13 protein-coding genes and 1 pseudogene are annotated in these 13273 nt (G+C 34.0%); 8 read left to right on the top strand and 6 right to left on the bottom strand.

The features are described 5' to 3' along the window. The 3 genes and pseudogenes from GTZ96_RS16175 to GTZ96_RS16165 form a co-directional block, all read left to right on the top strand. A pseudogene (locus GTZ96_RS16175) lies at positions 1-119 on the top strand (IS1595 family transposase); the annotation flags it as partial. 323 nt (positions 120-442) lie between these two features. Then, positions 443-1258 carry a sterol desaturase family protein gene (locus GTZ96_RS16170; RefSeq protein WP_161644948.1) on the top strand — a complete coding sequence of 272 codons (816 nt, stop codon included), beginning with the start codon at positions 443-445 and terminating at the stop codon, positions 1256-1258. Between the two features lie 21 nt (positions 1259-1279). Next, complete coding sequence (locus tag GTZ96_RS16165; RefSeq protein ID WP_161644947.1) at positions 1280-2407, top strand: fatty acid desaturase family protein; 1128 nt, start codon at positions 1280-1282, stop codon at positions 2405-2407. Positions 2408-2548: 141 nt separating this feature from the next. On the opposite strand, the gene GTZ96_RS16160 is transcribed toward GTZ96_RS16165, so the two are convergent. Beyond that, positions 2549-3592 (bottom strand): RluA family pseudouridine synthase, encoded by a 1044-nt coding sequence (locus tag GTZ96_RS16160; protein ID WP_161644946.1) that lies wholly within the window; start codon positions 3590-3592, stop codon positions 2549-2551. Further along, positions 3582-4211, bottom strand: a complete 630-nt coding sequence (locus GTZ96_RS16155; protein ID WP_161644945.1) for a PASTA domain-containing protein — start codon at positions 4209-4211, stop codon at positions 3582-3584. Before GTZ96_RS16155 ends, GTZ96_RS16160 begins: the two co-directional genes overlap by 11 nt. Before the next feature lie 215 nt (positions 4212-4426). Here GTZ96_RS16155 and GTZ96_RS16150 point away from each other — a divergent pair, with 215 nt between their 5' ends. Further along, positions 4427-5398 carry a D-alanine--D-alanine ligase gene (locus tag GTZ96_RS16150; RefSeq protein ID WP_161644949.1) on the top strand — a complete coding sequence of 324 codons (972 nt, stop codon included), beginning with the start codon at positions 4427-4429 and terminating at the stop codon, positions 5396-5398. A 538-nt stretch (positions 5399-5936) separates the two neighbouring features. On the opposite strand, the gene GTZ96_RS16145 is transcribed toward GTZ96_RS16150, so the two are convergent. Then, entirely contained in the window at positions 5937-6938 is a 1002-nt protein-coding gene (locus GTZ96_RS16145; protein WP_161644944.1) for a phage exclusion protein Lit family protein, read from the bottom strand. A 204-nt stretch (positions 6939-7142) separates the two neighbouring features. Beyond that, positions 7143-7952 carry a hypothetical protein gene (locus GTZ96_RS16140; protein ID WP_161644943.1) on the bottom strand — a complete coding sequence of 270 codons (810 nt, stop codon included), beginning with the start codon at positions 7950-7952 and terminating at the stop codon, positions 7143-7145. Positions 7953-8314: 362 nt separating this feature from the next. Between GTZ96_RS16140 and coaD the strand changes: the two genes are divergently transcribed. Beyond that, the gene (gene coaD, locus GTZ96_RS16135; RefSeq protein ID WP_161644942.1) at positions 8315-8770 is read left to right on the top strand and encodes a pantetheine-phosphate adenylyltransferase; all 456 of its coding nucleotides are present in this window, start codon (positions 8315-8317) and stop codon (positions 8768-8770) included. A 479-nt stretch (positions 8771-9249) separates the two neighbouring features. Beyond that, positions 9250-9828 (top strand): PhnA domain-containing protein, encoded by a 579-nt coding sequence (locus tag GTZ96_RS16130; RefSeq protein ID WP_161644941.1) that lies wholly within the window; start codon positions 9250-9252, stop codon positions 9826-9828. Positions 9829-9995: 167 nt separating this feature from the next. Here the strand turns inward: GTZ96_RS16130 and GTZ96_RS16125 are convergent, their stop codons facing one another. Together GTZ96_RS16125 and GTZ96_RS16120 are read right to left on the bottom strand one after the other, a co-directional pair. Next, a complete protein-coding gene (locus GTZ96_RS16125) occupies positions 9996-11345 on the bottom strand; it encodes a DEAD/DEAH box helicase (protein ID WP_161644940.1) in 1350 nt (449 codons plus the stop codon). A 197-nt stretch (positions 11346-11542) separates the two neighbouring features. After that, a complete protein-coding gene (locus tag GTZ96_RS16120) occupies positions 11543-12148 on the bottom strand; it encodes an NUDIX hydrolase (protein WP_161644939.1) in 606 nt (201 codons plus the stop codon). A gap of 7 nt (positions 12149-12155) precedes the next feature. Here GTZ96_RS16120 and pyrE point away from each other — a divergent pair, with 7 nt between their 5' ends. After that, complete coding sequence (gene pyrE, locus GTZ96_RS16115; protein WP_161644938.1) at positions 12156-12809, top strand: orotate phosphoribosyltransferase; 654 nt, start codon at positions 12156-12158, stop codon at positions 12807-12809. Positions 12810-12819: 10 nt separating this feature from the next. Further along, entirely contained in the window at positions 12820-13212 is a 393-nt protein-coding gene (locus GTZ96_RS16110) for an SRPBCC family protein (protein ID WP_161644937.1), read from the top strand. The last annotated feature ends 61 nt before the right edge of the window (positions 13213-13273 follow it).

The raw sequence follows: 13273 nt of genomic DNA, 5'->3' as shown, positions 1-13273 counted from the left end.
TTTGTTTTAGGATAAACCGTTCTCAATTTAAAACAAGTATTTTTCATAAATCCATAGAAAGAATGGTGAATGCAAAACCGATTTATCAAAAAAACATAAAACAGATATTAAGTGTATAACTCAAAAATTATTAACAAACAACAAATTAAATTAAAAAAATTGATTCATTTTTTAACAAAATAATCTTATATTTGATAGTCAAAATCTACCACTAAAAAACTCACAACCAGACATTTTAAACTAATATGCACTAACAATTTAGTACATATACAGGTTAGCACCTTTGCAAAAAAATGTTTTCCTAAAAAACATTTTAGTCCGATAATTCTATTGTTGAGAATACAAATAAAAACGAAACAGCTGCTCAAAAAACTACTTAAAATTTGCTGAATTCCCAATGCTAGATTAGAAAGCATATTAAACAATAAAATAATCACTTCTCATGGAACTAAAAATTTTCTATGCCTCTTTGGCTGTATTCTTTATAGCTGGTTCATTCATAGAACACGCATTAACCCACAAGAAAAATCAAAACTATTATGAAATTAAAGATACCTTATCAAGTATTAAACTAATGTTGGCCGGCTTAGTCTTTGATATGGGGATGAAAATTTTAACCATTTATGGGTTAATAAAACTTTCGGCTTATGCTCTTTTTGATCTGGGGTATGATTGGTGGGCTTGGATATTATGTTTTATTATTTGGGATTTCTGTTTTTATTGTAAGCATTACACTGAACACAATGTCCGCTTCATGTGGGCTATACATGTAAACCATCATTCTTCGCCACATATGAATCTTTCCACTTCACTAAGATCAGGAGTTTTCAAAGGTATTTATCGTTACTTTTTTTACATTCCAATTATATTACTTGGATTCCCTCTTGAGATGTTAATTATTATTTACGGAGTAGGAAAACTTTGGGCTTTTTTTTCCCATAGTCGAAAATTAGGAAATTGGGGAGTTCTGGAAAAATTCTTAATTACACCATTACATCATGCGGTACACCATTCTTGCAATGAACAAAACCTTAACAAAAATTTTGGAGAAACACTCATTATTTGGGATAAACTATTCGGTTCTTTTCAAGAAAACAAAGGGAATCTGATTTATGGAATTCACGAAGAAGTTGATCATAATAGTTTTTATAAAACAGTGATGCACGAATTTGAAAATATGGCAAATGATGTCAAAAACGCAAAAAAATTCAAAGAAAGATTACTATATATTTTCGGAAAACCAGGATGGAACAAGTAAAAAAACTTAAAACTAAAACAAATGGAAGTCAAAACATTTAAGTACAGAAACAAAGAAGAGGAAGCCTATCGTATATTGAAGAAACGTGTAAATCAATACTTCAAAGATCGAGGCATTTCTAAATTCGCTAACACACAGGTAATAGTAAAAGCAATATTCATTGTATTAACCTTTATTGGTTCCTATGCGTTAATAATGTCAAATCATTTTAGCCCTTTTGTAATGCTGCTTTTGGCAATTGTATTTGGGATAGCATCATTAATGCTGGGTTTTAATATAGGTCATGATGCAGCACACAATGCCTTTTCGCCTAACCCAAGAGTAAATAATTTTCTTACATCAACTGTATATGCAATCGGAAGTAGCCCTTATGTATGGAAAATTAGACACAATCTCAATCATCATGCTAACAGCAATATTCCCGAATATGACTGGACAGCTTATGCCCATAAAAAAATATTAACAGGTGATTCCAATAAAATAATATCTAAACTTTCACATTATCCGCATATCTATACACCTTTTCTTTATTCTTTTTACTTTATTTTTTTGACTTTCTATAAAGACTTTGAAATATTTTATACTAATAAAATTGGGGATGCTTATCACTTCAAACCAAATCTTACTGAACAAATACTATTCCCTGCTTCGAAGCTAATTTATATTACTTTCATTTTTATACTTCCTATGCTGTTTTTAAGCGTAACATGGTGGCAAGTCATAATTGGATATCTAATAATGCATATGGTGGGAGGCTTTATATTTGCTCTAGTCGCCATCCCTCCTCATATGACTGAAGATGCTGTATTTCCTACAGTAAATGAAGAAGGCTATTTAAACCATAGTCGATTCACACATAATCTTGATACTACAACTGATTTTGCACGCAAAAGTGTAGTTGTAAATTGGATATTCGGTGGATTTAATACCCATGTAATCCACCATCTTTTTCCGAACATTTGTCATGTCCATTACATTGCTCTCTCACAAATATTGAAGGACACTGTCGAAGAATATGGATTTAATTATAAAGAAACTAGTTTGTGGGGAGCGGCTTTGTCTCACTATAAATTTTTAAAAAAAATGGGGCAGACAACAATCCCAAATAACTCTGTATGTACTGAAAATCTACAAACTTCTAAAAATTGAATATTTTATAATACTTCAAAACCACATTGCTACCTACCGCTCAATTAAAACAAAAAAAATCTCTTCTGAAAAATTTCAGAAGAGATTTTTTTTGTTTTAAACTAGCTATTTACAAACTTATTATTCTCTATAACTTTATAACTATTCCTCTTCTTCAGTAGCATGTGATTTGGAATAATTGCGCCATTTCTCGATACAATCTTGAAAATCCTGTGGCAATTCAGTATCAAAACGCATTAATTCTCCCGTATTAGGATGCACAAAACCCAATGTTTTTGCGTGTAAAGCCTGTCTTGGTAAGATTTTAAAACAATTTTCAATAAACTGCTTGTATTTAGTAAACGTAGTTCCTTTTAAAATCAAATGACCACCATAGCGCTCATCATTAAACAATGGATGCCCAATGTGTTTCATGTGTGCCCTAATCTGGTGGGTTCTTCCTGTTTCTAGTCGGCACGTAATCAAGGTCACATAACCGAAACGCTCCAAAACATTGTAATGTGTAATGGCAGGTTTCCCTATTTCAGGATCAGCAAAAACAGCCATTTGCATGCGGTCTTTTAAATGACGGGCAAGATTTCCATGAATGGTTCCGCTTTCTTCAGCTACATTTCCCCAAACCAAAGCCACATATTCCCTTTCGGTAGTTTTAGCTTCAAATTGTTTGGCCAGATGCGTCATAGCGGCTTCAGTTTTAGCAATCACTAACAAGCCCGAAGTATCTTTATCAATTCGGTGTACCAGTCCCGGACGCTCGCTGCTATTCATTGGTAAATTCTCAAAATGAAAAGCCAAAGCATTCACTAAAGTTCCGGTGTAATTTCCATGACCTGGATGAACAACCAATCCCGGCTCTTTATTTACCAATAATAAAGCCTCGTCTTCATAAACAATATTCAACGGAATATTCTCTGGAAGCACATGATTTTCAAACGGAGGATGCGATAACATCACCGCAACCACATCAAAAGGTTTAACCTTATAATTGGATTTTACCGTAACATTATTGACAAAAATATTGCCCTCGGTAGCGGCATTTTGTATTTTATTTCGGGTAGCATTGGGAATCAATCCCATCAAATATTTGTCAATTCGCAAAAATGCCTGCCCTTTAGGAACTTCAAATTTATAATGTTCAAATAATTCCTCTTCTTCTAAATCAATCGGCTCAATATTATTGTTCATTTGGTGCTTCTTCTGTTGGGGTTGTAGTTGGACTTGCAATCGTATCTGTTGCTATATCTTCCTCATAACTCGCTTTTCCGTCTCCTAAAACCAAATCAATTTTAGATGATTTCAAAACTCGATCTCCCGGTTTTATGTTTCTTCCTTTGTAACGCATTTCTAAAACCATATCTTTTCCAAGATTTGGAATATAAGTAATCGTTCCTTCTTCCAGTCCCAATGCCTTTAATGTTGGCACCGCCTCACGATAGGTTTTCTCAATCAAATCAGGCACTCTAATCGATGAAAAACCAGAACTATTAATCTTAATATATACTTTTCTTCCTTCTTTTACCTTAGCTCCCGGCATTGGATCTTGCTGAACCACACTGTATTTAGGAAAATCTCCTCTATAATCAACACTGTCCAATAACACATAATCCAAATCTAATTCGTCCAACTTCTCCTCTACTTGTTCTTCAGTCAATTTTCTCAAATCAGGAACCGTAATTTCATGTCCATGATCAGTAGTAAAAGTCAACCAATGCATAAAAAGATAACCCAAAACAGCAATTATCAAAGTGGCAAGAAAAACTTGTGTGAAAAACGCGCGACTAGTAAGATATTTACGTAAACTCATATATTAAATTTTATAGGTGGCAAAGATAAAGCTATTTCGTTTCAAAAAAAATGATAATTTTGTTTAATGCTTATTAAACGTTGGCATTGCCAAAGTTTGGAGCTATTTCCCGCTGTTCACTCTATCTTTTCCTCGTTAAAGAAACGAGAAAAAGGATGCCGTTACCATCGGGGCTAAAAAACAAAAAACCAATTTTACAATACAAACGAAACTTAATGAAAAACATTGCCATCATCATGGGCGGCTATTCCAGTGAGTACAAAATTTCACTTATTAGCGGTAACGTAGTTTACAAATTTCTAGACCAAACCAAATACAACGGATTTCGCATCCACATTTTTAAAGAAAAATGGGTTTATGTTGACGATACTGATACTGAATTTCCAATCGACAAAAACGATTTTTCAGTAAACGTAAATGGTAGCAAAATTAGCTTTGACTGCGTTTTCAACGCCATTCACGGAACTCCGGGCGAAGATGGTTTAATGCAAGCCTATTTTGAATTATTAGGCATTCCGCAAACTTCTTGCGATTATTACCAGGCCGCTTTAACCTTCAATAAAAGAGATTTACTTTCGGTATTAAAACCATACGGAATTAAAACCGCCATTTCTTATTATTTAAACAAAGGCGATGTAATCAATACCGCCGAAATCATAAATAAAGTAGGATTGCCTTGTTTTGTAAAACCAAATAAAGCGGGATCCAGTTTCGGAATTTCAAAAGTAAAAGCCGAAGCCGAATTGCCTACAGCCATCGAAACGGCTTACAAAGAAGACAACGAAATCATCATTGAAAGTTTCCTTGACGGAACCGAAGTTTCAGTAGGCGTTATCAATTACAAAGGAGAAATCATTGTGTTACCAATTACCGAAATCGTTTCTGAAAATGATTTCTTTGATTATGAAGCCAAATACCAAGGAAAATCACAAGAAATTACTCCAGCGAGACTTTCTGACGAAATGACTCAAAAAGTGGGAACCATTGCCAAACGTGCTTACGAAGTTTTAAAAATGAAAGGATTCTCCCGTTCTGAATTCATCATTGTTAACGACGAACCACACATGCTCGAAATGAATACCATTCCTGGATTAACCACCGAAAGTTTGATTCCGCAACAAGCTGCTGCAGCCGGAATTCCATTAGCTGATTTATTTACTAATGCGATTGAATTAGCACTAGCTTAATAAAATTTCATTTTTTTTGCCACAGGATTTAAAAGATTAGCACAGATTAGTCTTTTAAAGCTGTGGCTTTATTTTTCAACACCCTCAAATGTCATTGCGAGCGATAGCGTGGCAATCTCATCCAGTAACTCCACAAAGTAGTAAAACTGTGCAATATCGAGGAACATAACTCAGCTTGCGGAGATTCCTCCTTCGTCGGAAGGACAAACTGCGTGGTTATGGTTTGTGCAAAAGTTTGATACGTCCCCTTTCCATAATCTACTTCCACAATCTTGTCATTCCGACGAAGGAGGAATCTCATCCAGTAACTCGACAAAGTATTCAAGCTGTTTACTCATCTTTGTGGATCAGATTGCAAATCTGCACTATGGAGAGACCAAAATACTTCTCAAAAAAAAGAGGATAGTAAATCCTCTTGAAATCCTAAAAATATTTCATCGAAAAACCCATAGTTTCGGAATCTCAGCGTTTCCGTTCAACAGATGTTTCATTGTTCGTGCTGTGCACGCAACGAAACTTTAGTTATTATAAGCAGTTTTTATTTTTCACGTGCCTTTATTTGTTTTATTATTGCGTAATATTCTTCTTTGTAAGAATTTGGATTCTCTTGCCATTCAAAATTATGTCCAAACTGACTGTCCCAAAATTTTAATCCAACACATGCAATTGCCCATGCGGCATCGTTGTCAATCAAATCAAGCCTTTCTATTACATTGGTTAAGCGGTCTTCAGTATTAGGGTGACGAACTCCTTCTGTAGTTGCACGAAAAAAGAGCATTGATAATACACCTATAATCGCTCCAATTTCAATCGCCAGTCTATGTGATTGTGCTAATGGTATTGGCATGTATGACATTCCTTCTTTCATTTTATCAATAGCAGTATTGTCAGCTTCACTTTCGAATTCTAAGTAATTACTCGTTGTGGTTTTCTCATTAATTTGGTCAAGATGACGTTCTAAATGCGTAAACTCATGGCACAGAATAAATTTTACCGCTTCAGTATAAAAACAATTTGTCTGTTCAATATATATTCTTTTTTCAGCTAATAGGCGCTCAGGATTAGGCATTTTGTCTTTGTCCCAAACAGTGAAATCTACAATCAGATGTCGGGCATAGTCAAACATTTCTTGAGCAATTAAAATATTTTCTTCACTTATTGGAAATACTTCGTAACCTGCATGAAAATTACATTGAGGATAATCAATAGTTTCTAAAAAAGTTACATATAAGGAATATGTGCAACACCACAAATATGACAAAAAAGTTTCGTGAATTTCAATTTGCTTTGTTTTGCCATTTGCTCTTGGAGTTTGGAATTTGCCATCAGGTAGTCTTATTGGCTCTTCTCCATAAATTATACCTAACTTACCACTTAATTTTCCTTTTGCTATTAAATCTTTTACTTCTGCATAGAATGTTGGATTTGTTTTTTGAAACATGTAAACAATCATCCAATGCTTAGTTCTTACTGGTTGAGTACCAAAATCTGTATCTCGATGATGATCAATTATTCCTGTTTTTTGTGTTATCCAACTCATTCAGTTCTGTTAAAGATTTATGTGTTTAAAATTGCCTACAACCTTCTGATACTACAGCGGGTTTGGGAGTAAATTAAGCCCTATTTTCGGATTTGCCAACCGAGCGATAGCGAACAGGCGAAGCAAATCATCCCAAATACAAAACTAACTTTCCATTAAGCCAATTGCCCAAATCCGTTGTAGTAGCTATTAGGCGCAATTGATTTAGAACGCATATTTTTTTTCGATTATTTGTTTTATAATTTTTTCAAGCCACGTTATGTCGGCATAATCAAGTTGGAACATTTTAAATGTTACAGACATTTTCTGTTCGCATAAGTGCTCCTTAACAAGAGTTGTAAAATTTGGAGTTCCATCATTTAAGTTAATTTGAATGTACCATTTTTCTTTTTTTTCAACTTCAAGAAACCTTACTATGACTTTGAATAGAGGAATATCTTCACTGTTCAAATAAGAGAAATCAAATGTTTGAATGCAATTCATTAAATCATGACTAGCACTGACCCAGCCTTGTCTCAGATTCAGTGTTTTTTTCTTATTGAAAGGTTTTTTATTGTCATTTACAAACAGAGTATGTACTACTTTTGAGTTTTTATATAGAATTAATTTATATTCTAATTCAGTTCCAAGTAGGTCTTTACACGAACCTATGTATAAATCAAAAGAATTAGGATTATTATTCTTTTCACAATTTTTATTTTCAGCTTTAAATACGGTAGAAGCAATAAATAAATAATCTATTGGAGCAGTATTTGGATTGAATTTTGTTGGATTATCAATACGATTGTCCTGCCAATAAGGTTTCCTTGAAGAATGGCAATGTCTTTCTCTTATATGTTTATAGCCAGTTGATTCATTTCCATAAACTAATATTAAGCCATTCGTTTGTGACACCCCTCTAATTGATAATTTACTCGAACCAATATGCATTAAATTTTTTTCTGAATAGCAAGGATTTTTTGCTTCTTCAATAATCTGTTTTAGTTCTTCCTTAGTAAATAATTCCTCATTCATATTCGGGTAGTCTGTATATCAATTGCGCCTAACTCGTTTATAGGAGAAACAAACCTTCGTACATACACCCAAATACAGGTAGATTAGCGAAGGTTTGTTCAGCTTTATTCATTACCAAATATATAAAATTTATCTTTCAAAAAACATTTCTTTCTAGCCCTGACAGCAGTGAAAAGCCGTTGCAGGTAGAAAACCACTTTTTATGGTACGGGCAGAGCGACCGCAGGAAGCTCCTGCCCATGCCTGGAAAAAGGGTTTGAGACCAAAACGCTTGTAACGGATGGCAGGAAGAAGCTCCAAAATATACACTAACTCCTAAAAAACTTTGTAACTTAGCACCTCAGAACCTTAAACTCTCAAAAATGAGAAAAGCCATATTTCCGGGATCTTTTGATCCTATTACCTTGGGTCATGAAGACATTATCAAAAGAGGGATTCCGCTATTTGATGAAATCGTTATTGCCATTGGGGTGAATGCCGAGAAAAAATACATGTTTCCACTGGAAGAAAGAAAGCGTTTTATCGAAGAAACGTTCAAGGACGAACCTTCAGTTTCGGTTATTACTTATGAAGGCTTAACCATTGATTTGTGCAAAAAAATTAACGCTAATTTCATTCTTCGTGGTTTGCGTAATCCAGCCGATTTTGAATTCGAAAAAGCTATCGCGCACACCAACAGACAGTTATCTAAAATTGAAACCGTGTTTTTATTGACGGCTGCAAAAACTTCTTATATAAGTTCAAGTATTGTTAGAGATGTACTTCGCAATGGTGGAGAATACGAATTGTTAGTTCCAAATGCAGTGAGAGTCAAATAGTAATCAACTAGCAGTATTCAAAAGGTAGAATTTAGAAAACAGAAACTAAAAAAATGCATAAACTAGAAATAAACTTCATTTAATACACTTTAAATTATGAAAGCAATTTTAATGCTTGCCCCTTTCATTTTAATTCCATACATAATAGCACATATTTTTAATCGTATGAATTATTCAAACAAAGTGATTACATATATTCTTTGTATTTTAGTAAGTATAGGATACTCTATATTATTTGATTTCATAAGTATTTCTTATCTAAGTGATAACAATTCTAAATATGCATGTCGTTATCCTTTGTTTTTATTGCCCATAATTTATTCGCCTTTTCTAATACTTCTACAATTTTTGTTCAACAAAGCTATCATCAAATCTGTAAAATACGACGATAACGATATTGAAAATGAACAATAAAACTCAAGCAAAATTTAAACTTGCAGAAACATCTCAATAAATGTACATTCGCAAAAAAATCAATAATGAGCATAGATAGAGAATTAAATAAACGTAGCGGAGGGAAATGTGAACTTTGTGGAGCAACAGAAAACCTAAAAGTATACGAAGTACTTCCAGCTAAAAAAGGTGGTATTGACGAGGCTATTCAAGCTTGTACTACTTGCGTGGAGCAAATTGAAAATCCGGGTAACGAAGATTTAAACCATTGGAGATGCTTAAATGACAGCATGTGGAGCGAGCATACTGCTGTTCAGGTAGTAGCCTGGAGAATGTTGAGCCGTTTGCGCGCTGCGGGTTGGCCACAAGAATTACTCGATATGATGTATCTGGACGAAGATGTTTTAGAATGGGCAAAAGCAACTGGCGAAGGAGAAGACGATGAAAATAAAATCATCCACCGCGATAGTAATGGTGTAATTTTAGAACACGGAGACTCGGTAGTTTTGATAAAAGACTTGAAAGTAAAAGGTTCTAGCATGGTAGCCAAACAAGGAACTGCAGTAAGAAACATCCGTTTAGACCATGAAAATGCCGAATATATTGAAGGAAAAGTGGATGGTCAACAAATTGTAATCATCACTCAGTACGTTAAGAAAATATAACTTAGTTTGCAGTGATCAGTTTTTAAGTGGTCAGTAAACTTAGTGCATAAAAAAACGTTAGCAATATATTTTTTGCTAACGTTTTTTTATACTTCGAATTTTCTAAATCAGTTATCTATTTCTTTAGTGCAATCACAAACTGCTCACTAAACACTGCCTACTGAACACTACTCCTCTACTTTCTTAATTACATTTCGAGCAACTTGAATTTTATATTTCTTGCCTTTCATTTTTTCGTCCTTGATACAATCCAGCAAATCTTTTACTTTACTGAATTTTACAGCGGCAAACGAAATAAAATCTTTTACTTCTATCAATCCTAAATCGCCTTTTTCTAATTTCCCTTTTTGGGAAAAGAAACCTACGATATCAATTTTGTTCAGCTTATTTTTCTTTCCACCACTGATGTAAATCGTTTGAAATTGAGGTGGTTTTGGTAAAGACTTAGCATCTTCTACTGAAAAAACTGCTGTATTTTCATAATCCAGATAATCCATTTTTTTCTCGGATTCATGCGCAATAATATAAGCCGTTCCCGTAGCGGTCATACGTGCTGTACGCCCATTTCTATGCGTGAATTCATCTTCTTTTAATGGCAAATGATAATGAATTACGTGATTCATTTCAGGAATATCAAGTCCGCGAGCAGCTAAATCAGTCGTGATTAAATAACTTACGCTTCCATTTCTAAACTGAATCAAAGCGCGTTCACGCTCTTCCTGATCCATTCCTCCGTGATAATAGGTGGAATAAATTCCTTTTTCGTTCAAAGTATCACTGATACGCTCAGCAGCATCACGGTGATTACAAAAAACAATTGCCGATTCTGATTTCAACGAACATATCAATTGAAATAAAGAATTCAACTTGTCTTTTTCCTTAGAAACAACCAGTTTGGTCGAAAGATTGGACTCTTCTTCACTTTCTGGAATAAAATCTAAAATCGTTGGATTCACCACTCGGGTGTATTTTGGAATCTCAATATCAGAAGTTGCCGAAACTAAAACGCGTTTGTTTACCTTAGCTAATTTACCAATGATAAAAGACATTTGCTCATGAAAGCCCAATTGCAAAGACTTATCAAATTCGTCTAAAATTAAAGTTTGAATTTTATCCAAACGAAAAGTCCCTCTCTCGATATGATCGGCAATTCTACCCGGCGTTCCTATTAAAACGGCTGGCGGATTGCTTAAGTTTTTTATTTCAGTATCAATTGAATGTCCGCCGTAACAAACATTTACCTTATAATCAGCACCCATTTTTTTCCAAACCTGCTCAATCTGCAAACCTAATTCGCGCGATGGAACTAAAATTAAACATTGTACCGAAAGGATTTCAGGTTGTAACATCTCTAAAACAGGCAATAAAAAAGCCAATGTTTTCCCGGAACCTGTTGGCGAAAGCAGCAAAACATTATTTTCATTCAAGATGGTTTCCTGAGCTGCTTCTTGCATTTCATTTAGGCTTTCGATACCTAAATTTAAAAGTATATTGTTGGAATGGTGTTTCTTATTCATGCTGCAAAGGTACTTAAAAAAAAAGAAGTGGGAAGTCAGAAGTTAGAAGTAGGAAGTGAAACTCTACAAAAAAGAAGTGGGAAGTTAGAAGTGGGAAGTGAAACTCTACAAAAAAACAGATTTTAGATTAGGAACGTAAACTTCTAATCTAAAATCTGTTTTCTAACTCATTACTTCTAACTTCCTACCTCTAACTTCTAACTTCGAATAATATTTTCTTCTTCGAATAATAATTTGATATTCTCATAAGAATTTTTCAATACTTCAGGAATATCATTAGGATGAATCCAGGCTACTTTTTCAATTCCTTCTTCCAATTGTCCCTGTGGTGTTCCTTCAAAATCAGAAAACATCTCAAACCAATGGGTAATTTTCAACTTATAAACCCCATTACGCTTGAAAACGTGGTAGGTTTTTTGCAGTTTATTGGTGATTTTTAATTGATTTACGCCTGTTTCCTCTTCCACTTCACGCATGGCAGTTTGCTCAATTTCTTCCTTTTTCTCCACTCCACCTTTTGGTAAATCCCATTTTCCGTTTCGAAAAATGAATAAAACCTCACCTTTTTTGTTGTAAACTAATCCTCCACCTGCTTTATTAACAGGGATTTTAGCCTTTAACGTTTTCATAATCTCTTTTTCATCAGGATGATAGAGATAAGCTTTTTGAATTTTATTTTGAAAAATTTTGATTATAATTCGCTCAATATCAATACTTTCCAACAAAAACAGCTTAAAATCCGTCTCTTTTGAGATTTTATTTGTCAAAAAAAGTGGTTTGTCGTTCACAAAAACTTTATACATTTGTACTATGATTTTTAATAAAGATACAGCCGAAAAAACAGCCGAATTGCTTTTACAAATAAATGCAATTAAATTGAATCCTGAAAATTCTTTTACATGGGCTTCAGGATGGAAGTCACCTATTTATTGTGATAACCGTCTAATACTTTCATTTCCAGTCATAAGAAATTATGTTAGAGATGAATTTGCAAAAAATATTGAAAAACAATTTGGAAAACCAGATGTCATTGCCGGAGTAGCTACTGGAGCTATCGGAATTGGTATGTTAGTTGCTGAAAGCATGGGATTACCGTTTGTTTATGTACGTCCGGAGCCTAAAAAACACGGTCGTCAAAACCAAGTGGAAGGTTTCTTGCAAAAAGGACAAAATGTAGTTGTGGTAGAAGATTTAATTAGTACAGGAAACAGTAGTTTGCTTGCTGTTGAAGCTTTACGTGCGGCTGGTGCTAATATTAAAGGCATGGCAGCCATTTTTACTTATGGCTTTGATGTTGCCCAAGAAAACTTTAAAAACGCAAAACTGGATTTATATACTTTAAGTAATTATCAAAATTTATTGAATTTAGCAGTAGCTAAAAAATACATTACTGAAAAGGAAGAAAGTACTTTAAGAGAATGGAGCGTTACTCCTGCTACTTGGGGACAAGTAGAGACCAAATAAAAATAATATCATGAACTTAGAAAGTCCAAAGGTTAGCGTTGAAAAATCAGCACAGGAATTATTCGATTTATTGACAGACATGCAAAATTTCGAAACATTGATGCCTGAAAACATTGCTAAGTTTGAAGTTATTGCAGAAGATTCTTTTCTTTTTGGTTTAAAAGGAATGCCTGAAATACAATTAAAAGTAACCGAAAAAACAGCTCCAAGCAAAATTGTCTTTGGCGCTGCAAATGACAAAGTTCCTTTTACACTAATAACTAATATTGATAGTGTTTCAGCAAATTCTAGTGCTATACAATTTGATTTTGAAGGAAGTTTCAATCCCATGATGGCCATGATGGTAAAAGGCCCTATTGGAAAATTCATTGAAACCCTTGCTAATAATATCTCAAAATTATAATCAATACGCTTTAAAAAAACATACTACAACCCTTTTGGTTTTCAAACTAAAAGGGTTTTTC

The organism is Flavobacterium undicola, from assembly GCF_009909155.2.
Lineage (GTDB): Bacteria > Bacteroidota > Bacteroidia > Flavobacteriales > Flavobacteriaceae > Flavobacterium > Flavobacterium undicola.
This window is presented reverse-complemented; position numbering and strand designations above follow the sequence as displayed.